The 23,858-nt window shown below is 70.3% G+C and carries 22 protein-coding genes and 1 tRNA gene; 12 read left to right on the top strand and 11 right to left on the bottom strand.

Annotation, left to right across the window (positions count from 1 at the left end; all coding sequences use genetic code 11):
- The first annotated feature begins 5 nt into the window (after nt 1-5).
- Nucleotides 6-1,439, top strand: a complete 1,434-nt coding sequence (cysS, locus tag ASF88_RS03835; protein ID WP_055914445.1) for a cysteine--tRNA ligase — start codon at nt 6-8, stop codon at nt 1,437-1,439.
- A complete protein-coding gene (rlmB, locus tag ASF88_RS03840; protein WP_055914448.1) occupies nt 1,436-2,458 on the top strand; it encodes a 23S rRNA (guanosine(2251)-2'-O)-methyltransferase RlmB in 1,023 nt (340 codons plus the stop codon). Before cysS ends, rlmB begins: the two co-directional genes overlap by 4 nt.
- Here the strand turns inward: rlmB and ASF88_RS03845 are convergent.
- The 3 genes from ASF88_RS03845 to ASF88_RS03855 form a co-directional block, all read right to left on the bottom strand.
- Nucleotides 2,455-2,823: a DUF4190 domain-containing protein gene (locus ASF88_RS03845; protein ID WP_055914451.1), complete on the bottom strand. Its 369-nt coding sequence runs from the start codon at nt 2,821-2,823 to the stop codon at nt 2,455-2,457. The two genes, rlmB and ASF88_RS03845, sit on opposite strands and share 4 nt — an antisense overlap.
- A gap of 76 nt (nt 2,824-2,899) precedes the next feature.
- On the bottom strand, nt 2,900-4,201 hold the full coding sequence (locus ASF88_RS03850) for a DUF4032 domain-containing protein (protein WP_055914454.1): 1,302 nt from the start codon (nt 4,199-4,201) through the stop codon (nt 2,900-2,902).
- Between the two features lie 91 nt (nt 4,202-4,292).
- Nucleotides 4,293-5,387 (bottom strand): ABC transporter ATP-binding protein, encoded by a 1,095-nt coding sequence (locus ASF88_RS03855; RefSeq protein ID WP_055914457.1) that lies wholly within the window; start codon nt 5,385-5,387, stop codon nt 4,293-4,295.
- A 329-nt stretch (nt 5,388-5,716) separates the two neighbouring features.
- Between ASF88_RS03855 and ASF88_RS03860 the strand changes: the two genes are divergently transcribed.
- Together ASF88_RS03860 and ASF88_RS03865 are read left to right on the top strand one after the other, a co-directional pair.
- Nucleotides 5,717-6,625, top strand: a complete 909-nt coding sequence (locus ASF88_RS03860; protein WP_235493263.1) for a DsbA family protein — start codon at nt 5,717-5,719, stop codon at nt 6,623-6,625.
- Between the two features lie 77 nt (nt 6,626-6,702).
- Nucleotides 6,703-6,775: transfer RNA gene (locus ASF88_RS03865), tRNA-Thr, on the top strand.
- Between the two features lie 19 nt (nt 6,776-6,794).
- Here the strand turns inward: ASF88_RS03865 and ASF88_RS03870 are convergent.
- Complete coding sequence (locus ASF88_RS03870; RefSeq protein ID WP_055914464.1) at nt 6,795-8,657, bottom strand: cellulose binding domain-containing protein; 1,863 nt, start codon at nt 8,655-8,657, stop codon at nt 6,795-6,797.
- Nucleotides 8,658-8,886: 229 nt separating this feature from the next.
- The gene (locus tag ASF88_RS03875; protein WP_055914466.1) at nt 8,887-10,539 is read right to left on the bottom strand and encodes a thiamine pyrophosphate-binding protein; all 1,653 of its coding nucleotides are present in this window, start codon (nt 10,537-10,539) and stop codon (nt 8,887-8,889) included.
- Nucleotides 10,540-10,744: 205 nt separating this feature from the next.
- Between ASF88_RS03875 and ASF88_RS03880 the strand changes: the two genes are divergently transcribed.
- A complete protein-coding gene (locus tag ASF88_RS03880) occupies nt 10,745-11,101 on the top strand; it encodes a YciI family protein (protein WP_055914470.1) in 357 nt (118 codons plus the stop codon).
- A gap of 87 nt (nt 11,102-11,188) precedes the next feature.
- On the top strand, nt 11,189-11,566 hold the full coding sequence (locus ASF88_RS03885) for a VOC family protein (RefSeq protein WP_055914473.1): 378 nt from the start codon (nt 11,189-11,191) through the stop codon (nt 11,564-11,566).
- A gap of 15 nt (nt 11,567-11,581) precedes the next feature.
- On the opposite strand, the gene ASF88_RS03890 is transcribed toward ASF88_RS03885, so the two are convergent.
- The gene (locus ASF88_RS03890; RefSeq protein ID WP_055914476.1) at nt 11,582-12,631 is read right to left on the bottom strand and encodes a LacI family DNA-binding transcriptional regulator; all 1,050 of its coding nucleotides are present in this window, start codon (nt 12,629-12,631) and stop codon (nt 11,582-11,584) included.
- A 149-nt stretch (nt 12,632-12,780) separates the two neighbouring features.
- Here ASF88_RS03890 and ASF88_RS03895 point away from each other — a divergent pair, with 149 nt between their 5' ends.
- The 4 genes from ASF88_RS03895 to ASF88_RS03910 all read left to right on the top strand — a co-directional run bounded on the left by ASF88_RS03895 (nt 12,781) and on the right by ASF88_RS03910 (nt 17,886).
- Nucleotides 12,781-13,710 (top strand): carbohydrate ABC transporter permease, encoded by a 930-nt coding sequence (locus ASF88_RS03895; RefSeq protein WP_055914479.1) that lies wholly within the window; start codon nt 12,781-12,783, stop codon nt 13,708-13,710.
- Complete coding sequence (locus ASF88_RS03900; RefSeq protein ID WP_055914481.1) at nt 13,710-14,648, top strand: carbohydrate ABC transporter permease; 939 nt, start codon at nt 13,710-13,712, stop codon at nt 14,646-14,648. Before ASF88_RS03895 ends, ASF88_RS03900 begins: the two co-directional genes overlap by 1 nt.
- Nucleotides 14,649-14,702: 54 nt before the next feature.
- On the top strand, nt 14,703-16,046 hold the full coding sequence (locus tag ASF88_RS03905) for an ABC transporter substrate-binding protein (protein ID WP_055914484.1): 1,344 nt from the start codon (nt 14,703-14,705) through the stop codon (nt 16,044-16,046).
- Between the two features lie 67 nt (nt 16,047-16,113).
- On the top strand, nt 16,114-17,886 hold the full coding sequence (locus tag ASF88_RS03910) for a glycoside hydrolase family 35 protein (RefSeq protein ID WP_055914487.1): 1,773 nt from the start codon (nt 16,114-16,116) through the stop codon (nt 17,884-17,886).
- 30 nt (nt 17,887-17,916) lie between these two features.
- On the opposite strand, the gene ASF88_RS03915 is transcribed toward ASF88_RS03910, so the two are convergent.
- From ASF88_RS03915 to ASF88_RS03925, 3 genes are all read right to left on the bottom strand, one after another.
- Nucleotides 17,917-19,446 (bottom strand): carboxylesterase/lipase family protein, encoded by a 1,530-nt coding sequence (locus ASF88_RS03915; RefSeq protein WP_055914490.1) that lies wholly within the window; start codon nt 19,444-19,446, stop codon nt 17,917-17,919.
- 63 nt (nt 19,447-19,509) lie between these two features.
- Nucleotides 19,510-19,839: a YciI family protein gene (locus tag ASF88_RS03920; RefSeq protein ID WP_055914493.1), complete on the bottom strand. Its 330-nt coding sequence runs from the start codon at nt 19,837-19,839 to the stop codon at nt 19,510-19,512.
- Between the two features lie 32 nt (nt 19,840-19,871).
- Entirely contained in the window at nt 19,872-20,336 is a 465-nt protein-coding gene (locus ASF88_RS03925; protein ID WP_055914495.1) for a hypothetical protein, read from the bottom strand.
- A gap of 137 nt (nt 20,337-20,473) precedes the next feature.
- Here ASF88_RS03925 and ASF88_RS03930 point away from each other — a divergent pair, with 137 nt between their 5' ends.
- Nucleotides 20,474-21,394, top strand: a complete 921-nt coding sequence (locus ASF88_RS03930; protein WP_055914498.1) for a siderophore-interacting protein — start codon at nt 20,474-20,476, stop codon at nt 21,392-21,394.
- A gap of 28 nt (nt 21,395-21,422) precedes the next feature.
- Here the strand turns inward: ASF88_RS03930 and lepB are convergent, their stop codons facing one another.
- Both lepB and ASF88_RS20885 read right to left on the bottom strand, forming a co-directional pair.
- Nucleotides 21,423-22,154: a signal peptidase I gene (lepB, locus tag ASF88_RS03935; protein ID WP_055914501.1), complete on the bottom strand. Its 732-nt coding sequence runs from the start codon at nt 22,152-22,154 to the stop codon at nt 21,423-21,425.
- A gap of 206 nt (nt 22,155-22,360) precedes the next feature.
- A complete protein-coding gene (locus ASF88_RS20885; protein WP_235493264.1) occupies nt 22,361-22,840 on the bottom strand; it encodes a hypothetical protein in 480 nt (159 codons plus the stop codon).
- A gap of 10 nt (nt 22,841-22,850) precedes the next feature.
- Here ASF88_RS20885 and ASF88_RS20890 point away from each other — a divergent pair, with 10 nt between their 5' ends.
- Nucleotides 22,851-23,858, top strand: coding sequence for a M23 family metallopeptidase (locus tag ASF88_RS20890; RefSeq protein WP_235493265.1), 1,008 nt, complete (start codon nt 22,851-22,853; stop codon nt 23,856-23,858).

Consider the following 23,858-nt stretch of genomic DNA (forward strand, 5'->3'; position numbering starts at 1 on the left):
GGGCCGTGACTCTGCGACTCTTCGACACCAAGGCCGGCGCCCTGCGCGACTTCGTGCCACTGCGTCCAGGGGCAGCGGGGATCTACCTCTGCGGCCCCACGGTGCAGTCGTCGCCGCACATCGGCCACCTGCGCTCCGCACTGGTGTACGACCAGCTGCGGCGGTGGATGACGTATCGCGGACTCGATGTGACGCTCGTGCGCAATGTCACCGACATCGACGACAAGATCCTCATGAACTCGGCCACGGCCAGAGCGCAGGGCAGCGCGGAGGAGTGGTGGGCGCTGGCCTACCGGTTCGAGCTCGAGTTCACGGCCGGTTACACCGCGCTCGGCGTCCAGGCGCCCACCTACGAGCCGCGGGCGACCGCGAGCATCCCGCAGATGCAGGAGATCATCGGCCGTCTCATCGAGCGCGGCCACGCGTACGTCGCAGCCGACGGCTCCGGCGATGTCTACTTCGACGTGAAGAGTTGGCCGACCTACGGCGAGCTGACACGGCAGAGCATCGACAACATGGAGGCGGCGGCCGACGCCGATCCGAGGGCGAAACGGGATCCGCGCGACTTCGCTCTCTGGAAGGGACGCAAGAGCGACGAGCCCGACTCTGCGGCCTTCCCGTCCCCGTGGGGCGACGGGCGCCCTGGCTGGCATATCGAATGCTCCGCCATGTCGCGGCGCTATCTCGGACCGGCCTTCGACATCCACGGCGGTGGGCTCGACCTGCGCTTCCCGCACCACGAGAACGAGCTCGCGCAGTCCACGGCGGCCGGCTTCGACTTCGCGTCGTACTGGGTGCACAACGGACTCGTGCACATCAACGGCCAGAAGATGAGCAAGTCACTCGGCAATTCCGTGTACGCCGCCGACCTGCTGGGCGCCGCCCGACCGCTCGTGGTGCGCTACTTCCTCGGCTCGGCGCACTACCGGTCGACCATCGACTACCACGACGGGTCGCTCAGCGAGGCGGAGGCCGCCCTTGATCGCATCTCCGGCTTCTTCGAGCGCGTCGACCGCCGGCTCGCCGGCACCCGCTTCGCCGGCAGCGGCGTGGAGACCGTTCCTGGCGCGTTCGCCGAGGCCATGGACGACGACCTCGCGGTTCCGCAGGCGCTCGCCGTCCTCCACGACACCGTGCGTTCAGGAAACGCGGCGCTGGATGCGGAAGACTTGGAGGCCGCCGCGAACGCGCGCGGTCATGTGCTGGCGATGACCGAGGTTCTCGGCATCAACCCGCTGTCGCCCCAGTGGCACTCAGCGGGCTCGAGCGCAGCGGAGCACGCGCTCGGAACCCTCGTCGGGCGGCTGCTCGACGACCGGCAGGAGGCGCGGCAGTCGCGCGACTTCGCCGCCGCAGACCGCATCCGCGACGAGTTGACCGCCGCGGGTATCAGTATCGAAGACACCCCGACGGGGTCGCATTGGAGTATCGAAGCATGAAGAACTCGGGTGGCAAGCCCCGCGCGGGCGCTGTGAGGAAGGGCAAGAAGGGCGCCCAGGTGGGCACCGGAGGCCACGGACGCAAGGCCCTCGAGGGCCGCGGACCGACACCGAAGGCGGAGGACCGCGAGTACCACGTCGCCTACAAGAACAAGCAGCTGCGCGAGCGCGCGGCGGCCAAGGCGGAGCAGCGCGGCGGCCGCGACGGAGCGCCGCGCGGGGCCTCCGGTGCCGCCCGCCGCGCCAAGACCGGCGACGAGAGCGAGATCGTCACCGGCCGCAACTCGGTGCTGGAGGCGCTGCGCGCGGCGATCCCGGCCTCCACGCTCTACATCGCGGCGCGCGTCGAGATGGACGACCGGATGAAGGAGATCCTGTCGATCGCCACCGGCCGCGCCATCCCGGTGCTGGAGGTCATGCGACCGGAACTCGACCGCCTCGCCGGCCGCGACGCGGTGCACCAGGGCGTGGCGCTCAAGGTGCCGCCGTACGAGTACGCCCATCCGGGTGAGCTGCTCGATCTGACCCTGCGCAAGGGCCAGACCCCGCTGTTCGTGGCGCTCGACGGGATCACCGACCCGCGCAACCTCGGCGCGATCATCCGTTCGACCGCCGCGTTCGGCGGCCAGGGCGTGATCGTGCCCCAGCGACGCTCGGTCGGGATGACGGCCGCGGCCTGGAAGACGTCAGCGGGCGCCGCGGCCCGCACGCCCGTCGCGATGGCGTCGAACCTCACGGCGACCCTCAAGGAGTTCAAGAAGGCGGGCGTGTTCGTGCTCGGCCTCGACGGCGGCGGCGACACGTCGCTGCCCGGCCTGTCGTTCGCCGATCGTCCGGTTGTGATCGTCGTCGGCAGCGAGGGCAAGGGCTTGTCGCGGTTGGTGACCGAGACCTGCGACGCGGTGGTGTCGATCCCGATCTCGGCCTCCACCGAGTCGCTGAACGCCGGTATCGCCGCGAGCGTCACGCTCTACGAGATCGCGAAGCTGCGCGCGGAGGGGACGAAAGCCGCGCGCTAGGCGGAGGTTCCCGACACCGACATGCTGTGTCCCATGATCGAGAGGAACAGCACGAGCCACACGATGATGAGGGCTGCGCCGAGGGCCACGCTCACGTAACCGATGATGAGGCCGGCGAGCGCGAGGCCGCGGCCGTTCTCTCCGGTGCGCTTGATCTGCGACAGAGCGATGTGGCCCGTGATGATCGCGACGATGCTCACGAAGAACGCCGAGACCAGCGAGACGATCGCCAGCACGTTGGTGCGAGGCTCGGGCGCATAGGCGTACGGGTACGGTGATCCCGGCTGCCCGCCGTACTGCTGCATGCCGTACTGCGGGTGGACGGGCTGCTGCTGCGGGTAGGCGGGCTGCTCGGGGTTCGACATGGTGCTCCTCGTTCTGGTTACTCCGAGCGTACCGGAGCAGCGCTGGGCCAGCGGCTCGGCGCCGCCGCACGCGCGATCAGACCTTGGAGCGCCAGTCGTCCTCGTCGTCGTCCTCGTCGAGCCCGGCCGCACGGCGGATCACCGGGATGCTCATCGTCTCGGTCGGCGGCCCGACGACGGTCGCCTCGTCGCGGCGGTGCCGGAGGATGTCGTTGATGTAGGAGGTCAGCGCCTCCGCCAGCGGTACGTCGCGGCCCTCGTTCTGCGACATGAACCAGCGGTGTTCCAGCAGCTGGTGGAAGACCTCGGCCGGCTCCAGCTTGCCTTTCAGGTCGGCCGGGATGGCGCGGACGACGGGCTCGAAGACGCGCAGGAGCCACTCGTGGGCCATGGCCTCCTCGTCGAGGCCGCGCTTTCCGAGCGTCGCCGAGTACGAGTCGAGGTCGTTCAGGAGCCGCCGAGCCTGGTTCTCGCCGGTGTCGAGGCCGGTCAGCCGCAGCAGGCGTCGCTGGTGGTGCCCCGCGTCGACGACCTTCGGCTGGATGCGGACGGTCGTGCCCTCGTCGGAGGTCTTGATCGCGAGCTCTTCGATGTCGAAGCCGAGTTCGTTGAGGCGCTCCACGCGCTGACTGATCCGCCAGCGCTCCGACGACGAGAAGGACTCGCTGCCGGTGAGCTCCTTCCAGAGCGACCGGTATGCCGCGACGATCCCGTTCGACACCTTGATCGGGTCGAGCTCCTCGTCGACGCGGCCGCCGGCCTCCAGGTCCATCAGCTCGCCGGCGATGTTGACGCGGGCGATCTCGAGATCGTTCTCGCGTTGCCCGTTCGAGAGGCCGTCGTAGATCTGACCGGTCTCCGCGTCGACCAGGTACGCGGCGAACGAGCCGGCGTCCCGCCGGAAGAGGGTGTTGGAGAGCGACACGTCGCCCCAGAAGAAGCCGACGATGTGGAGGCGCACCAGGAGCACGGCGAGGGCGTCGACCAGACGGGTCGCGGTGTCGGGCCTCAGTGTCTGCGAGAACAGCGCGCGGTAGGGGAGGGAGAACTTGAGGTGCCGGGTGACCAGCGCGGCGTTGAGGGGGTCGCCGTTGTCGTCCGTGCGGTTCTTGATGACCGCGACCGGGTCGACGCACGGCACGTCGAGGCGTTGGAGGGTGCGCAGCATGTCGTACTCGCGCTGCGCCATCTCGGCGGTCGTCTCCTTGATGGCGATCACATAGCCGGAGAGGTTCGCGAAGCGGACGAGGTGCCGGCTGATGCCCTTCGGCAGCAAGGCGATGTGCTCGTTCGACCACTCGTCCAGCGGGAGGTTCCAGGGCAGATCGAGCAGCGCGGGATCGACCGTCGCCGCGGTGATGTTGACAGAACCGGCCATGACTGAGCCTCCAGGAACGAGTGGTGCGGAAAACCACTCTGCCGCAGCCCGAGACCGGACTGCGGCAGAGTGAGGGATTGCTCCGTGGACCTTAGTCGACGACCGCGCCGCCGAGACGCTCGCCCGACTCCGCGTGGAAGAGGTGGACGTGGCCCGGCTTCGGGGTGATGTAGACGGTGTCGCCCGCGTTCGGGTGAACGCGTCCGTCGACGCGACCGACGATGTCGGTGCGCTTGCCGTCGACCTCCGAGTGGCCATAGAGGTAGCCGTCGGCGCCGAGCTCCTCGACGAGGTCGACCGCGACCTTCAGGCCGCCGCTCTCTGCGGTGGAGACGACGACGTCCTCCGGGCGGACACCGATGGTGACGGAGTTGCCGGCGTTGGCGAGCACGTCGCGCTCGACCGGGACGACCGTCGTGCCGAACTTGACGCCGCCGTCGGTGACGTCGGCCGAGAACAGGTTCATGGCCGGGCTGCCGATGAAGCCGGCGACGAACACGTTGTTCGGCTGTGCGTAGAGGTCGCGCGGGGTGCCGACCTGCTGCAGAACGCCGTCCTTGAGGACCGCGATGCGGTCGCCCATGGTCAGCGCCTCGGTCTGGTCGTGGGTGACGTAGACCGTGGTGACGCCGAGGCGGCGGGTCAGCGAGGCGATCTGGGTGCGCGTCTGCACACGGAGCTTCGCGTCGAGGTTCGACAGCGGCTCGTCCATGAGGAACACCTGGGGCGAGCGGACGATCGCGCGGCCCATGGCGACGCGCTGACGCTGACCACCGGAGAGCGCCTTCGGCTTGCGGCCGAGGTACGGCTCCAGGTCGAGCAGCTTGGCGGCCTCGAGCACGCGGGAGGCGCGCTCCTCTTTGCCGACGCCGGCGATCTTGAGCGCGAAGCCCATGTTCTCGGCGACCGTCATGTGCGGGTACAGCGCGTAGTTCTGGAACACCATCGCGATGTCGCGGTCCTTCGGCGGCACGTCGGTGACGTTGCGCTCACCGATGAAGATGTTGCCGTCGTTGACCTCTTCGAGGCCCGCGAGCATGCGGAGCGAGGTGGACTTACCGCAGCCGGAGGGGCCGACCAGGACGAGGAACTCGCCGTCTGCGATGTCGAGGTCGAGGGAGTCGACCGCGGGGCGGTTGGAACCCGGGTAGAGCCGGGTCGCCTTGTCATAAGTGACAGTCGCCATTTTTCTTTTGTCTCCTTCACCGGCAGGTACGTGCCGGACGATCCGTTGTGAATGGAATAGACGTGGCGTCGACGTCCAGGGGCGTCGGTGCCACGACCCCCATAGTAAGGCATCCGACGGGCCTCTTGGACCACACGCCCGCGGAAGCCGCTGGCCCGCGCTCGGGGGACACGTGGAGGTGGTGTTCGGAACTCGAACGGCGTATGTCTGGTCTATTCCCAGACAGCCGGAATACGATCGTCCGGTTGCGTCTAGCTCACGCACGTCCCCGCTGTCGCGTCCCCCCGCGCACAGCGCCGCCTACCCCGAGAGCCGATACGCCAGAAGATATGAGTTCCATGACCGACCCCGACGAGAGCCGCAGCGGCGACGTCCGCGCGGCTGCCCGGGAGAAAGCCCGACAGCTCCGCACGAGCCAGCAGCGCAAGGACCGCAGGAACAAGGCCCTCCTGTCCGGCGGCATCGTGATCGGCGTCCTCGCCATCGTGGCCATCGTCGCCGTGGTCATCATGGGCGCCATCCGCCCGACCGTCCCCGGCCCGAAGAACATGGCCAGCGACGGGGTCGTCATCGGCTCCGGACTGAAGGTCAAGGCGACTCCGGCGCTCGCCGCCGACGCGAAGCCCATCGCGAGCGCTCCTGACCCGTCGGCGAGCACCGTCGACATCCGCATCTATGCGGACTACCTCTGCAAGCTGTGCGGTCAGTTCCAGCGTACGAACCTCAAGCAGTTGCAGCCGCTGGTGAAAGACGGCGCCGTCACGGTGGAGCTTCATCCCGTGGCCATCTACACCAGCCATTCGGCCGGCACCCGCTATTCGCTGCGGGCCGCGAACGCGGCCGCGTGTGTCGCGAACTACTCGCCGAAGGCCTTCTGGGCGTTCAACGAGTCCCTGTTCACGAACCAGCCGGTCGAAGGCGGCCCCGGGCTGAGCGACCAGCAGCTCAAGAAGCGTGCGGCTGCGGCGGGGGCCTCCGTGTCGGACGTGAACTCGTGCATCGACGACGGTCGTTTCAAGACCTGGGCGAGCACTGCGAGCGATCGCGCTCTCAGCGGCCCCATCCCGAACTCCGACGTGAAGAAGATGACGAACGCGCTGCTCGTGCTCGTCAACGGCAAGCCGTACACCGGGTCGCTCACGAACGCGGACGATTTCAAGGCGTTCGTGCTTCAGGCCCAGGGCGACGAGTACTCGTCGACGGCCACGCCGACCCCCTCGCCGAGCGCGGGCAGCTGACCCTTTCGCCGTCCCTGCCGGCTTCGGGCCGCCCGTCGCGCATCCCCTAGGATGGTTCGCGACGGGCTCCCGTCGTCGCCGACTTAGCTCAGCTGGTAGAGCACTCGCCTTGTAAGCGAGCGGTCGCGGGTTCGAACCCCGCAGTCGGCTCCGTTGTCCTTCGCTCGCCTCAGCCGACGGCGGAGACGAATGCGTGGGAGTAGGTCCAGCGCGGCTGGGTCGTTCCCGAGCACATGTAGGCCGGGATGCCCTGCGTGCACGGCTGATCGCGCGTCAGCTCCCACCAGGAGAGTCCGGCGAGGCCGTTCGCCGCGGCGTACCGGCCGACGGTGGTGGCGTCGGCGACGGTGAAGACCTCGCCGGTGTCGTTCAGGCCCGGCATCGGGGTGACGGCGATCAGGCCCAGACGCTGCGCGTCCGTCCACGAGGCGTAAGCCGCGACGGTCTTCAGCTGTCCGGCGACAGCGGTGGCCGCTGAGATCGCGGCGCCGCCCATGTCGGTGACGCCGGTGCCGTAGTCCATGGTCATCAGGTTGACGGCGGAGAGCTGGACGCCGACGGCGGTGAACTCCGATACGGTGCGCAGGCCGTTGGCGAGCAGGCCGTACGGCATCACCGGCAGGGTCAACGTGACCTGCAGAGGGTGGCCGGCAGCCGCGCGCTGCTTCTGGAGGACGGCGACGGCCGCGGCCCTGCGCTGATTCGACGCGGAGTCGGACACGTCGGCGCCCTCGATGTCGAAGTCGACGCGGTCGAGGCCGAATCGGGTGACGACCGCCGTGTAGGCCGCAAGGAGCTTGGCGGGGTCGGTGCACACGCGGGCGAGCTCGTCGTTGACCGCGCCGCCGAACGAGGCGATCACGCGGCCTCCCGTGGCCTGGAACGCCTGGACGTCCGCCTGGAAGTCCTGGCCGCCTCCGACCGTGTAGGCGGTGTAGCCCGCCCAGGTCGGGGAGCATGCGCTGCTGCGGTCGGCGACGATGAACGCCGCGGTGACCGCGCGGACCCCGGCGGAGGCGGCGAACGACGACAGGTCGGCGGTCGGCCAGAGGCCCATGTCGACGTAGGGCGCGACCACCGGAGTGGAGGTGCCGGGGGTCGGTGTGGGCGTCGGTGTCGGCGCGGGGGTCGGTGTCGGCGTGGGTGTCGGAGTCGGGACGGGTGTGGACGCCGCGCCTCCGTTGATCGTGCAGGGGAGGTCGGCGCCGATGACCCGGCAGGCGGTCGGCACGAGAGGGGCGCCCGCTGCCTTGGTGGAGGTCAGCCCGAAGGTCGCCGTCGCGCCGGGAGCGAGCGAGCGCGCGTACGAGGGAGCGGTCACGCTGAAGCCGTCGCCGGTGGTCGCTGCCGTGCCGTCCCAGAGGCTGACGACGCCGTCGGCGGTCGTGAACGCGAGCTGCCACGAGGTGAGCGTGCGCGACGAGGAGTTGGCGACGGCGACGGAGGACTGGAAGCCGGCGGTCCACTCGGAGGTCACGGTCCAGGTGACGGCTAGGCCGCTGGTGGGGGTCGGGGTCGGGGTCGGGGTCGGAGTGGGCGTCGGGGTCGGCGTCGGCGTGGGCGTTACGGTCGGGGTCGGAGTGGGCGTCGAGGTCGGCGTCGGCGTCGTTCCGGTGCCTCCGCCGTTCACCGAGCAGGGGAGGCTCACGCCGGCCGGCAGCCCCACGATCGTGCACGTGCTGGGCACGATCGCAACGGCGCCTGCACGGGTGGCGGTCAGGCCGAACTGGGCCGAGCCTCCCGGTGCGAGGGTCGTCGTCCACGATGGAGCGCCGACGGAGAGCGTTCCGGCGGGCGAGGCGACGGACACCGCAGACCAGATGCTGACGAGCGTGTGCGGGAAGTCGAAGCGCACCTGCCAGGGCTTCAGGGTGGTGCCGGTCCCCGCTCCGTTCGTGACCGTGACCGCCGACTGGAAGCCGGTCGTCCAGGAGTTCGTGGTCGTCCACGTGACGTCGACGCGCGGAGTCGCTGCGGCGAGGGCGCCGGAGGTGACGACCGCACCCGATCCCAGCAGAGTGGCGGTGACCACGGCGGACGTGATGGCGAGACTCCTGCGCGACCCGCCGGACCCTCGTCGGAGCCGCCCGAGCAAGCGACGGACGGATTCGGCGGCTCCTCGGCGACCGGACTCCCGGTGGCGAGCGGAACGGGGCGCGGACTCGGGCATGGCACTCCTCGCGACTTACAGCGGAAGAACGAAGGGAGGTACGTCACTCGCCACTATCGGCCGGAGGAGCGGATCGGTCAGGGCCGACCCGTCACGAATTCACGCGGATGATCTCCTCCTGGTACGGCGCGATGACCGCGCCGGAGATCCGCAGGTCCAGCAGCAGGAACGGTCGCGCGTCCGCGGGCCGTGCCGCCCACTCCGCGAGCACCTCCAGGTCGGCGAGCGTGCGGACGACCACGCCCTGCGCGCCGACGGCGGCCCCCAGTCCCGCGAAGTCGACCTCCGGGATGAGCATCGGACCCTGGGCAAGACCCTTCAGCCCGTACAGATTCACTTCGGCGCCGTAGGCCGCGTCGTTCCAGACCACGGTCAGGCCACGGCCGCCGGCCACCCGCACGGCGGACTCCAGGTCGGCCAGCGCCATCAGGCCGCCGCCGTCCCCGGTCGTGAGCACCACCGTGGACTCGGGATGGGCCAGGGCGGCACCGGCAACGCTCGGGAAACCGAGCCCGATCGACTGGTAGGCGGTGCCGACCATGATCATCCGGTCGGGCGACGCGACCGGCCAGTACATGTTCGCCCAGCCGATGAAGTGGCCGCCGTCGGAGACGACGACGCGGTCGGCAGGCAGCAGCTCGCCGATGCGGGCAGCGGCCGAGCGCGGGTCGAGACGCCCGTCGGCGGCGAGGCCGTCGCCGGCCGGGCGGGCGACGAGATCGGCGAGGTCGACGGACTCGCGCCAGCCGGACGACGTCGCACCGAGCTCGCGCAGCTCCTCCACGAGCGCCTCGGCGACGAGGCGGGCGTCGCCGCGCAGATACGCACCGACGTGCGCGTGGGTGGCCGCCGGGGCGACGTCCACCTGGATGATTCGCGTGCCCGGCGCCAGCAGGTCGCCGAACCGCATCGTGAACTGGTTGAGGGAGGCGCCGAAGACCACGGCGACGTCGGCTGTGCGCACGGCCTCCATCGCCCGCTCGGCGCCGAATCCGCCGGTGACGCCGAGGTCGTACCGGGTGTCGGGGAACACGCCGCGTCCCAGCGCGGTGCCGGCGGTGAGCGCGCCAGTCGCATCGGCGAGAGCGCCGAGTGCGGCGCCGGCGCCCGAGATCCAGGCTCCGCGTCCCGCGAGGAGGAACGGGCGCTCGGCGGAAGCCAGTGCGGCAGCGGCGTCGGCGATCGCGCCGGCGGCGAACGGGCCGGTGGGCGCGAGCGGTGCCGGCGCGGAGGGGGAGGGCGCCTCCGGCACCGGGCCGGCCTCCCGGGTCGCGACGTCGTACGGGATGGCGAGGACGGTCGGCACCCGGTACGTGAGCGCGTGCTCGACGGCGATCACCGTCGTCGCGGCGGCGTCGGTGCGGCCGACCGTGTACGTGCGTGCGCCGACGGCGCTGGCGAGAGCGATCTGGTCGACGCCCCAGGGGCGAGGGCCGGAGGTCGGCTCGTCGCCGACGACCAGGACGAGAGGGATGTGCGCCTGCCGTGCCTCGGCCAGAGCGGTGAGGGTGTTGGTGAAGCCGGCGCCGTAGGTCGCGGTCGCCGCGGCCAGCCGCCCGGAGGCCCGGTGGTAGGCGTCGGCGGCCACGACGGCGCCGGCCTCGTGGCGCATCGCTGTGTACGGCACGGCCCCGTCGCGCTCGAGGGCGTCGAGGAAGTGGGCGTTGCCGTTGCCCATGACGCCGAAGACCTGGTCGACGTGCTGGGCGAGGGCGGCGGCGACGTGAGCGGAGACAGAGGGCATGCTGATGCCTTTCGAGACGGGAACGGAGGTGCGATGATCCGTATGTGTCTCGCGCGCTCGTCTCGCAAGCGCGGCTTCGTGCCCTTTTTTCGAGCACCGGGCCGTGACCGGCCGGACGTCAGCAGTATAACCGGGAGGCCGGTGTCGAAAACGGCCTCCGCCGTTCGACGTGAGGGTGTTCAGGACATTCGACGAAGGGGAAGACATGACCGAGTACCTGATCCTCATCCACGGCGACGAGGGCCGCTGGGACGCGCTGAGCGCGGACGAGCGAGCCGCGGTCGACGAAGCGCACCGGGCGTTCAACGAGAAGGCCGCCGGACGCGTTCGTGCGGCGGGGGAGCTGGAGCTGACCCCCCTGGGAACCGCGGTCCGCACCGGACCGGACGGCGAGCCGCGGTCCACCGACGGCCCGTTCTCGGAGGCGAAGGAGGTCGTCGGCGGGTTCTACCTCATCGAAGGCGACGACCGGGACGAGGTGGTCGCGCTCGCGGCCTCCCTCGCCGAGGCGCGGCAGGGTCACGGTGGCATCGAGGTGCGGCCGCTCGTGCACCGCGGCTGAACATCGTCGGCGACGGAGGGGATCCGGTAGTGCGAAGGCCGGATCCCCTCCGTGGCCGTCATCGGACGAAACAAGGAGGATGCGCACATGGCGGATACAGGTATCACCGGGGTGAACACCATCGGGATCCCGGTCGGGGATCAGGATGCGGCCCTGGCCTTCTATCGAGACTCGCTCGGATTCGAGGTGCTCGTGGACGCGCCGCTGCCGACGGGCGGGCGCTGGATCATGCTGGCGCCCCCGGGATCGGCGGTGTCGGTGTCGCTCGTGGTCGCGAGTGACGACGTTCCTGCGGGAGTCGAGACGGGCATCCGGTTCGAGAGCGCGGACGCGGGGAGCACGCACGAAGAGCTCGCCCGGCGCGGCGTCGCGGTGGGCGAGCTGCTGCGCTGGCCCGGCGTGCCGGCGATGTTCCAGGCGACCGACGCCGACGGCAACCGGTTCGAGGTCGTCGAGCGCGGGTGACGGCCGGGGCGTCGCTTACGCGGGCGCCGGGCCGCTGCTCGCGCGCACGACGAGCCGCGTGGGGAGGACCGACGACCGCACGGGCTCCGGCCGCCCCTCGATCTCGGCGACCAGGAGTTCGACCGCGCGCCGACCGGTGGCCTCGAACTCCTGGTGGATGGTCGTCAGGGGAGGCCAGAACGAGTCCGCCTCCGCCATGTCGTCGAACCCGACGACGCTGACGTCCTCCGGCACGCGGCGACCGGCCTCGTGCAGCGCGCGCAGCACGCCGAGCGCCATCTGGTCGTTCGCGGCGAACACCGCCGTGATCTCCGGGCGCGCGGCGATCTCGCGGCCGAAACCGTAGCCCGCGCTCGTCGACCAGTCGCCGCGGAACACCTCGGGGACCGCCGCCCCCGCGGCCTCCAGCGTTTCGCGCCAGGCTTGCTCGCGACGTGCGGCCGAGTACGACTCCGCCGGCCCGGAGATGTGCCAGACCGTGTGGTGGCCGAGCGAGAGCAGGTGCTCGGTCGCCTGCCGGGCGCCCTCGGCCTGGTCGGTGTCGACCTGCGGGTAGTCGGGGCGCTCCGTCGAGTCGATGACGACGACGGAGAGGCCCGGCGGCAGCTCGACGTCGGCGCGATCGACGATGTGCGCCTCGATGACGATGATGATGCCGTCGACCGCCTGCTCGAGCAGCCGAGTGAAGGCGACGCTGACGTCCTGCTGCGTGGGCCGTTCGACGGGCACGACCGTGATCGAGTAGCCGGCGGTGGCCGCCGACACGGCGATCGCGTCGAGCGTGCGCATATTGCCGTACGACGACAGGGTGAACATCACGACGCCGAGATTGCGGAACAGCCCGGAGCGCAGCGCACGGGCCGCGCGGTTGGGGCGGTAGCCGAGCGCCTGCATGGAGGCCAGCACCCGGTCGCGCGTTGCGGCCTCCACGTTGGTGAGGCCGTTGGCGACCCGTGAGACGGTCTGCGTGGACACTCCAGCGTGCGCGGCGACGTCGCCGAGCGACGGGCCGCGGGTGCGGCCGCCGCGGCGTGCGGGCGCCGGGTCGGCGATCGGCTCGGTCATGGTTCCTCATTCTGGTGTTCGCCGCCCTGTCGACGGAGGCCGACACGGACTTGCGTCATGTTGACGTCAACATGCTATGGTAGCGAACCAGATGTTGACGTAAACATCTCCGCAACACCGCACCGCGCACCGAACATCCGAGGAAGGCCATGACAACGACGTCCCTCACGCCGGCGGCCCCGCCGGCGTCGCCGCCGAAGCGGCAGCTCCGGCGCCAGCGCCGCGACTGGCGCGGCTGGGCCTTCGTGGCCCCGTTCATGGTGGTCTTCGCCCTCATGATCATCGCTCCGGTCGTGTACGCGCTCTACCTGAGCCTCTTCCGCCAGCAGCTCATCGGAGGCAACGCGTTCGTCGGCCTCGACAACTACATCGCCGTCCTCCAAGACGGCAAGTTCTGGGAGTCCTTCGGGCGCGTCGCGCTGTTCCTCGTGGTGCAGGTGCCGATCATGCTCGCGCTCTCGCTCATCGCGGCGCTCGCGCTCGACTCGGCGCGGCTGCACGGCGCAGGCTTCTTCCGGATCGCGCTGTTCCTCCCCTACGCCGTGCCCGGTGTGGTCGCCGCGCTCATCTGGGGCTTCATCTACGGAGACCAGTTCGGCCTGACCGCGAGCGTCAACCACCTCCTCGGCACGCAGCTCGCACCGCTCAGCGGCCAGTGGATCCTCGGCTCGATCGGCAACATCGTCACCTGGGAGTTCATGGGCTACAACATGCTCATCTTCTACGCGGCGCTGCGCGTCATCCCCGGCGAGCTCTACGAAGCGGCCGAGATCGACGGAGCGGGCGCATTCCGCACCGTCTTCAGCATCAAGCTCCCGGCCGTGCGCGGCGCGATCGTCATCGCGACGATCTTCTCGATCATCGGCAGCTTCCAGCTCTTCAACGAGCCCAACCTGCTCAAGCAGCTGGCGCCCAACGCGATCAGCAGCTACTTCACGCCCAACATGTACGCCTACAACCTGTCGTTCGCCGGACAGCAGTTCAACTACGCGGCCACGGTCGCGATCGTGATGGGGGTCGTCACCGCGGTGATCGCCTATGTCGTCCAGCTCCGGGGCTCGCGGAAGGAGCTCCGCTGATGACTGCGCTCACCGATCGATCCCGCAAGACGCCCTCCCGGGCCGCCGCCCGCTCCAACCGTGCAGCGGCGCGGGCGGGGGAGGCCTCCGGCCGCCGCATCCGCAAGTCGCCCGTGCTGACGATCGTCATGATCATCTTCACGATCTACTCGTTCGTGCCGCTGGTCTGGCTCATCGTCAACGCGACGAAGAGCCAGCCGGATCTGTACTCGTCGTTCGGGCTGTGGTTCGGCAAGGACTTCAACCTGTTCCAGAACATCGTCGAGCTGTTCACCTATCGCGGCGGGATCTTCCTGCAGTGGCTGGGCAACACCCTGCTCTACGTGGTCGTCGGCGCGGGAGGCGCGACCCTGCTCGCCACCGTGGCCGGCTACGGGCTGGCGAAGTACGACTTTCCGGGCAAACGCGCCGTCTTCGCGGTCGTGCTCGGCGCGATCGCCGTTCCGGGCACCGCGCTGGCCGTCCCGACGTTCCTCATGTTCAGCCAGGCCGGGCTCACCAACACGCCGTGGGCGATCATCCTGCCCTCGCTGATCAGCCCGTTCGGCCTCTACCTGATCTGGACATACGCGACGGAGGCCGTGCCGACCGAGCTGCTCGAGGCCGCCCGGATGGACGGCGCGGGCGAGTTCCGCACCTTCTTCACGATCTCGCTCCGCCTCCTCGCCCCCGGTGTGGTGACCGTTGCGCTCTTCGCGATCGTCGCCACCTGGAACAACTACTTCCTGCCGCTCATCATGCTGAGCGATCCGACCTGGTACCCCCTCACGGTCGGCCTCAGCCAGTGGAGCGCGCAGGCGACGGGGGTCGGCGCCCAGCCGATCTTCAACCTCGTGATCACCGGTTCGCTCATCACGATCATCCCGATCGTGGCCGCGTTCCTGGTGCTCCAGCGCTACTGGCAGTCGGGTCTGGCCGCCGGCAGCGTCAAGCAGTGAACCGACCCAGCACCAGTCCCTCCCATTCCACAAGGAAGTGAAAGGAACCCCACCATGAAGCGCATCCCGCGTTCACGGAACCTCCGCCGGCTGGCGACGGCGATCGTCGCCAGCGCCGTCATCGGCGCCTCGCTCGCGGCCTGCTCGTCGGGCTCCAGCGGCGGCGGCAGCTCCTCCGACGTCGAGTCGGCTCTCAAGCAGGGCGGCACTATCACGTACTGGTCGTGGACGCCGTCGGCGGAGGCCCAGGTCGCCGCGTTCGAGAAAGCGTACCCGAAGGTGCACGTCAAGCTCGTCAACGCCGGCACCAACACGACCGAGTACACCAAGCTGCAGAACGCGATCAAGGCCGGGTCCGGCGCGCCCGACGTCGCGCAGGTCGAGTACTACGCCATCCCGCAGTTCGCGCTGTCGGACTCCCTCGTCGACCTGAAGCAGTACGGTTTCGACTCGCTCAAGAGCGACTACACGCCCGGCCCCTGGGGCTCGGTGAACGTCGGCGGCAAGCTCGTCGGCCTCCCGCAAGACAGCGGCCCCATGGCGATGTTCTACAACAAGACCGTCTTCGACAAGTACGGCATCGCCGTGCCCAAGACCTGGGACGAGTACGTCGCCGCAGCGCAGAAGCTGCACGCGGCCGACCCGAACGCCTACATCACGAGCGACTCCGGCGACTCCGGGTTCACCACCTCGATGATCTGGCAGGCGGGCGGGCGCCCGTTCCAGGCCGACGGCACCAAGGTGTCGATCAACCTCCAGGACGAGGGCACCAAGAAGTGGACCGGCACCTGGGACAAGCTGGTCGAGGGCAAGCTGCTCTCCACCGTCCCCGGCTGGAGCGACGACTGGTACAAGGCGCTCGGCAACGGGTCGATCGCGACCCTCATCACCGGCGCCTGGATGCCGGGCGTGCTCGAGTCGTCCGTGAAGGACGCGTCGGGTCAGTGGCGCGTCGCGCCCATCCCGACGTACGACGGCACCCCGGTCAACGCCGAGAACGGCGGCGGCGCGCAGGTCGTGCTGAAGCAGTCGAAGAACCAGGCGCTCGCGGCCGGCTTCCTCAAGTGGCTCAACAACGACCCCGCGTCGATCAAGGTCTTCCTGCAGTCCGGCGGCTTCCCGTCGACCACCAAGGACCTGAACTCGTCCGACTTCCTCGCCCAGGCTCCGGAGTACTTCGGCGGCCAGAAGATCAACGAGGTGCTCGTCGACGGCGCGAAGAACGTCGCCACCGGCTGGCAGTACCTGCCGTTCCAGGTGTACGCGAACAGCATCTACGGCGACACCGTGGGTCAGGCGTACACCGCGAACTCCAGCCTGAACCCCGGCCTGCAGGCCTGGCAGAAGGCGCTGGTGACCTACGGGAACCAGCAGGGCTTCACCGTCACGAGCAAGTAACCCTTTCCACCGACCCTCGGCCGCCCGCCGCCCTCGCGCGGCGGGCGCCCGAGGCAAGAGAGCGCACATGAGCACCTTCGAGATCGCCGGGGACGACTTCCTCCTCGACGGCCGGCCCCACCGGATCCTGTCGGGGGCCATCCACTACTTCCGCGTGCACCCGGACGACTGGGCCGACCGCATCCGCAAGGCCCGGCTGATGGGCCTGAACACGGTCGAGACCTATGTGCCGTGGAACGCCCACGAGCCCCGCCCCGGCGAGTGGATCGCCGACGGCGCGCTGGACCTGGGGCGCTTCCTGCGCACGGTGCACGCCGAGGGGATGCACGCGATCGTGCGCCCCGGCCCGTACATCTGCGCGGAGTGGGACAACGGCGGCCTCCCGGCCTGGTTGTTCACCGACCCCTCGGTCGGCATCCGGCGGTCGGAGCCGTCGTTTCTGGAGGCCGTCACGGCGTTCATGGAGCGCGTGCTCGCGATCGTCCGCCCGCTGCAGGTGACGGAGGGCGGCCCGGTGCTGCTCGTGCAGGTCGAGAACGAGTACGGCGCCTACGGCGACGACAAGGCCTACCTGCGCCATCTGGTGGAGGTCTTCCGTAGTGCGGGCATCACCGTGCCGCTCACCACGGTCGACCAGCCGGAGCCGGCGATGCTCGAGAACGGCTCGCTGCCCGGACTGCTCAAGACGGCCTCCTTCGGCTCGCGCTCGCGGGAGCGGCTGGCGACCCTGCGCGAGCACCAGCCGACCGGACCGCTGATGTGCTCCGAGTTCTGGGACGGCTGGTTCGACCACTGGGGCGCCCACCACCACACGACCTCCGTGGAGCAGTCGGCCGCCGACCTGGACGAGCTGCTGTCGCTCGGGGCGTCGGTCAACATCTACATGTTCCACGGCGGCACCAACTTCGGGTTCACCAACGGCGCCAACGACAAGGGCGTGTACCAGCCGATCGTCACGAGCTACGACTACGACGCCCCGCTCGACGAGGCGGGGGAGCCGACCGAGAAGTTCTGGGCGTTCCGCGAGGTCATCGCGAAGTACGCGCCGGTGCCGGCCGAGGAGCCGGTCGTCGCGGCCGCCGCCCCTGCGTTCGCCGTGCCGTTCAGCGCCGCGATCCCGCTGTTCTCCGTCGCCCCGAAGCTCGGTGAATGGCAGCACACCGACGACCTCCCGACCTTCGACGAGCTCGGCCACTATGCGGGCTTCGGGCTCTACCGCACCGAGATCGACACGACGGAGCCCGCCGTGCTCGAGTTCGGCGAGGTGCGCGACCGCGCCTACGTCTTCGTCGGCTCCACGCGGGTCGGCGTGCTCGCCCGCGACCACCACGACAGCGCGATCACGCTGTCGCCCAGCCGGGGCACCCTCACGGTACTGGTGGAGGACCAGGGCCGCGTCGACTACGGCCCCCGGATCGGCGAGCCCAAGGGGCTCATCGGTCCGGTGCGGCTGAACGGCGACAGCCTTCGTCGCTGGAGCGTCCTCCCGCTGCGACTGCCGAGCCTGGAGGCCGTGCGCGCCGAGCTGGACGCCTCGGGCCCCGTGGTCGAGCAGGAGCCCGAGCGCCTGGCCGGACCGGTCTTCGCGCGCGCCACGTTCGACCTCGACGGTCAAGCGACCCTGTTCCTCGACACCACCGGCTGGGGCAAGGGCGTCGCCTGGTTCAACGGCTTCAACCTGGGCCGGTACTGGACCCGCGGACCGCAGGAGACCCTCCACGTACCCGCGCCGGTCACGCGCACCGGCCGCAACGAACTGGTGATCCTCGAGCTCGAATCGGCCGCGGACGCCGTCGCCGCGTTCGTCTCCGAGCCGCGCCTGGGCCACACCGACTACTGAGCAGCGCCCCTCGAGCGGCCGAGGCCCGGGTCAGCGGAACGACAGGACGGTGTCGCCCCAGCCGGTGCGGAGGGCGGCGTCCAGGTTCTCCACGACGCGGTCCTTCGTGTCGATGACGAGGGAGGTGCGCGAGCGGGTGTCGTAGGCCGGCCAGTCGTCGCCGGGAGGCCTCCCGTTCGCGAAGTCCGTCCAGCGCCGCTGCATCCGCTTCGAGATCCGTTCGGCCGTCCGGCGGCCGCCGAGGCGGAAAGCCGGCCCGGCTCCGGCGTCGAGGGTGCCCCACACATACGCCAGCTCGGCCCCGTGGGCCGCGCCGATCCCCGTCAGGTTCATCAGCGGCGTCGCGTGGTCGAAGCGGTACAGATACGTCGGTGCGACGGAGGAGTGGCCGCTCGCGAGCCAGACGGTCGGCATCCGGAAGCCGATGTCGCGGGCGATCCCGACCCCGAGCGACCTGCGCTTCACCTTGGTGTACGCCGCGAGCACCTGCTCCAGGTCGGGGGAGGGCAGCTCCGGCTGCTCCTCGCGCATGGTCGTGAACATCTGCTCGATCGCGTCGGCCCCGATCGGCATCAGCGGGGAGTTCATGTAGCGGAACAGCGTCGCCTCGTCGCGGTTGGTGCCGATGATGAGCGGCACGGGCAGGCCGCGGCCTTCGCTCAGCACCGTGATCGGGTGCTCCGGCAACAGGTCGCCGTCGACCACCGGGGCGAAGGCGAGCGTTCCCGGGCGCTCGCGCGGGACGGCGTCGTACACGCGTGCCGCCGCGGCGACGATGGTCTCGACCGGGAGGGCGCGCAACTCGTCGAGACGGGAGGCTCCGACCTCGTCGGCGAACCGCGAGGCGACGGTCGCGGCCCGCGCCCCGCCGTACATGGAGCTCGCGGGCGCGCTCTCGGCGATCGCCCGGTGGAAGAGCCCTGCCGCGCTCGGCGTCGCCAGCAGCGCGGTGACGAGGCCGCCTCCCGCCGACTCGCCGAAGAGCGTCACCCGGTCGGGGTCGCCTCCGAACGCGCGGATGTTGTCCTGCACCCAGCGCAGGGCGAGCAGCACGTCGCGCAGCGCCGGGTTGGGCTCCGCCTCCTCGCCGCCGGGCAGCGAACGGAGGTCGAGGAAGCCGAGAGCGCCCAGCCGGTAGTTGATGGTGACCAGGACGACGTCGCCAGTGCTGACGAGCGACGTCCCGTCGTAGACGGCCTGGCTCGCGGCGCCGAACGTGTATGCGCCGCCGTGCAGCCAGACCATCACCGGTCGTCCTTCGGCCGCGTCGGAGCGACGCCACACGTTGAGGAACAGGCAGTCCTCGTCGGTGCGGACACCGTCGCCGAGCGGCATGACCTTGTTGACGGGCTGCGGTGCCGCGGCGCCGAACGACGTCGCACGGACGACCCCGTCCGGGTCGCGCACGGCGTCGTGCGCGGCGACGGGCGCCGCCCAGCGCAGCGCCCCGGTGGGCGCCTCGCCGTAGCGGATGCCCTTCCAGACGGTCACCCGCCCGTTGTCGTCGCCGACGACCTCCCCTGTCGTGGTGGAGGCGACGGGGCCGGCGATCGTTGTCATGACGCCATTTTCGGCCACCGCCGCCCCCGGGGTCCAGCGCCCAGGGGAGGGCGCGTCACCGCATCACTCCCAGACCATGAACGGCCGCAGCTCGAGCTGCCCGTTGCGCGCCATCGGGTGGCGGGAGGCGATCTCGATGGCCTCGTCGAGGTCGTCGACGTCGAGGATGTCGAAGCCGCAGATAACTTCTGTTGTCTCGGTGAACGGTCCGTCGGTCACGTAGCGCTTGCCGTCGCGCACGCGCACGACCCGCGACTCGGTCTGCGGCTGCAGCACTTCGCCGATGATGCGCTTGCCCGACGCATCGAATTCGTCGACCCAGAGATCGACGTCGGACTCGTCCGTCTGGGCGTCGGGCTGGGAGTCGGTGATCACGAACATCATGTACTTCATGGGTCTTGTGGTCCTTTCGAATCGGTGTCGGTTCACTGGGACGTCGAACGGAGGCGGACGCTCTCGACATTACGACCGGAGCGGATGAGCCGGACGAGCACGACCTCCACCGTCACCGTGACGAGCGCGGCGCCGAGCGGCTCGCTCAGGCGGCCGAGGAACGTCGGCGGCGTGGTGATCCAGAGCAGGCTGTAGCCCGCGTACGCGACGACGAAGGCGCTCACGATGCCGAAGACGTGCCGCCACCAGTGCAACGCGCCGGGCTTCGCACGGGCGAACCAGGCGTAGAGGGCTGCCGCGGCGACGAACCCGACTCCGGCCGCCGCCGGGCCGTACAGGAAGAGCTGCGGGCTGAGCAGTTCACGCTTGGTGTCGTTGCCCAGCTCGTAGTCGATGATGTGCAGGAAGCCGATCGCAGCGCCCGCCAGGACGCCGGTGATGAGGAGGGTGAGGCGCGCGTCCTTGCCCAGCACCGGGTGGATCCGCACGATCGTCACGCGGCCGACGTTACTGCGTGGGTCCCCGGGGGTCCAGCATCGACGCGGGCGGGGCGCGGAGGTCCGACGCTCAGATCGGGCAGAGCCGGTTAGTGTAGCCTTACCTTACTCACCCGCCCCGGCCAGGAAGGTTCGACGTGACCGTGCTCGCACCGCCCCTCACGGACCGTCCGGCGTACCGGCCGTATCGGGCGGCGGTCTCGGCCATCCGGAGGCTGAGCCCGGGCTTCCTGCGCGTGAGCCTCACCTGCGACGAGTTCGAGACGTTCGGCACCGAGCGTCTCGACCAGCGCATCAAGCTGGTCTTCCCGCTGGCCGACGGCAGCTTCAGCCCGCTCGACGCGGGCGACTGGTACGACCAGTGGCGCGCGCTGCCCGAGCACCGGCGCAACCCGTTCCGCACCTACACGGTGCGCGACGTCTCGCAGGAGGAGTTCCGGGTCGACATCGACTTCGTCGTCCACGGCGACGGCGGCCCCGCCGCCGGCTGGCTGAGCGGCGCGGCCGTCGGCGACGAGCTGGTGGTGATCGGCCCCGACGCCCTCAGCCCGTACACCGGCGTCGGCATCGACTGGAGGCCGGGCACGGCGACCGAGCTCCTGCTGGTCGGCGACGAGACGGCCGCACCGGCCATCGCCTCCATCCTCGAGGCGCTGCCCCCGACCCGTCGCGCCCACGCCTTCATCGAGGTCCCGGCCGCGGAGGACGCCCTCCCACTGGCTGTCGGACCGAACGTGGAGGTCACCTGGACCGCCCGCGCCGGCGGCGAGCACGGTTGCCGGCTGCTGCCGGCGGTCACCGCGTGGCTCGCCGAGCGTCCGGAGCTGGTCGCGGCGGCTGCGGCCGACCGCATCCAGCAGCTGGATGAGGTCGACGTGGACCGCGACATCCTCTGGGAGCGCCCGGAGCAGGCAGGCGGCGGGTTCTACGCGTGGATCGCGGGGGAGTCCGGGGTCGTCAAGACGTTGCGCCGGCTGCTCGTGCGCGGACACGGCATCGACCGCGGCCGCGTCGCCTTCATGGGCTACTGGCGGCTGGGACGCGCAGAGCGGGTCTGAACAGCAGCGGGTCTGAACCGCAGAGCGGTCAGTGCTCTTTGCGCTCGGTTCCGGCGAACGTCTGCGGGTAGTTGTCGAGCCACGACCAGTGGCTCACCGGCCAGCTGATCACGAACGCGCGGCCGACCACGTCGCTGAGCGGGACGAAGCCCTTGGTCGGGTCGTCCATGTGATACCGGGAGTCGGCCGAGTTGTAGCGGTTGTCGCCCATCACCCAGACCTTGCCCGCTGGCACGGTGACGTCGAACGGCTTGCCGGAGACGGCCTGCTGGCCGGCGGGCAGGAGGACGTACGGCTCCTTGAGAGGGACGCCGTTGACGCTCATCTGGCCGAGGGCGTTGCAGCAGGTCACGTGGTCGCCCGGCAGCCCGATCAAGCGCTTCACCAGGTGCTGATCGCTGTCCGAGGCTCCGAGGCCGACGAAGTCGAGCACGGCGCCGATGCCCTGCTGGATCGGGTTGCCCGTGCTCGGCGCCGCGGGCGGCAGCCAGCCGCCCGGGTCTTTGAAGACGACGACGTCTCCGCGCTGCAGCCCGAAGACTTTGGGCTGCAGCTCATTGACGATGATGCGGTCGTTGATCTGCAGCGTGTTCTCCATCGACCCGGAAGGGATGTAGAACGACCGCGCCACGAACGTCTTGATCAGGAACGAGACCAGCACGGCGACGATGAAGATGATCACGACGTCCCGCAGGAGCGCCTTCCACCCGGTCGTGCGCGTGGAGCGTCGCGGTCGGACGGTCTCGGTGCTGTCGGTCACAATCGTTCACGCTAGCGTGCCGATGCTGTGAGACGCATCCGATCCCCCGCACGAGGGATTGTCCGCGGGCCCCGCGGATGACAGGATGCAAGAACGGGCCGTTCCGGTGCCCGACCGGGGGCTCGCGTGATCATGCGGGATGCGTTTGTACGCCTCAGAAAGCAGACACGACGCGAACGTCCGCGCCGCGGTGATGGAGGCCGTGCTCATCGCCCGGAGAGCTTCCTCCGCAGTGGGCCATTGCTCGTTCCCGGCTCGCCTGCCGCCCGGCGCTCGGTGCCCGGGCGCGACGACCAGGGGCCGTTGCGCCGAGGGCTGGCGTACGCGGGGGCGATCGCTCTGGCCGTCGGTCTCGTGCTCGCGCCGCTGCCCGCGACGGCCGACGACTGCTCGGGAGAAGGGTGCACCACCTCGACGCCCACGCCGGATCCGACACTGACTCCCGGGCCGACCGAATCACCCTCGCCGACACCCGTGCCGAGTCCGACGCCGACGCCTGCGCCCACTCCGACTCCGACTCCCACCCCGTGCCCGACCTCGACGCCGACCGGTCCCGCGTCGTCCTCGACGCCGGCACCGTCGCCGACACCGACGTCCTGCCCGACCCCGACTCCCACACCGACCCCGACTCCGACGCCCACGCCGACACCGTCGCCCACCCAGGCTCCCGCCCCCACCGACGACATCCCGCTTCTCGTGCCCGACCTCCCGGACACCAGCGTGCAAGTCGACACCGCGGACGCGGAGCAGGCGGCGCAGCTGGCCAGCCAGCTGGCGGAAGCCCAGCAGGCGCTTGCCGACGCGACCGACGCCAACCTGGCCGCCCAGCGCGAGCAGCAGCAGGCCAAAGCGTCGGCGGACGCCCTCACCGCCCAGGCGAAGGCGGCGAAGAAGCACGCCGCAGCGTCCGCCGCCTTCGCGAGCGCCCTCATCCGCGCGGCCGGCTGGAAGGGCATCACCGACGACCCGCTCGCCGCGGTCCTCGGGACCCATGGCGACCTCCTCACCAAGCTCGGCGCGGTCCAGCGCCTCCGCTCACTGAGCGACGACCGGGTCGCGGCACTGCGGGGCGCGGCGGCCGATGCCGCCGCGGCGAAGTCGCTGAGCAGCCAGGCGCAACACGCCGCCGACGCACTCGCCGGCATCGACGTCGATGCGAGTCAGCAGGCGGTCTCCGACGCCCAGCTCCAGGTGGACACCGCCTCGGCGGCCTTGGATCAGTTGCCGACCCTGCTCACGGCGGGCACCGGCTGGCAGGCTCTCATCGTCGACCCCGGTGCCATCCCGACCGGCTGGACCCTGCCCGTCCACGGCCCGATGACCGACCCGTTCGGGCCACGGCCCTCCCGCCCGGCGGGAACGGCGCCCTTCCACCCCGGCGACGACATCGGCGCAGCGTGCGGGACGACGATCGTGGCCGCATCCGCCGGCGTCGTGGTGCAGGCCGGTCCCAACGGCGGGTACGGCAACTTCATCCTGATCGACCACGGCGGCGGCGTCGAGACCGCGTACGGGCACATCCGCGACGGGGGCATCGGCGTGAGCGTCGGCGAGCAGGTGGTGGCCGGCCAGCCGATCGCGCAGGTCGGGTCGACCGGAGCCTCCACCGGCTGCCACCTCCACCTCGAAGTACGGGTGAACGGCGTGCAAATAGATCCCTATCCGTTTCTCGCCGCACGCGGAGTCATCGTCGGAACGCGCTGA

It is taken from the genome of Leifsonia sp. Leaf336 (genome assembly GCF_001423695.1).
Classification (GTDB): domain Bacteria; phylum Actinomycetota; class Actinomycetes; order Actinomycetales; family Microbacteriaceae; genus Leifsonia.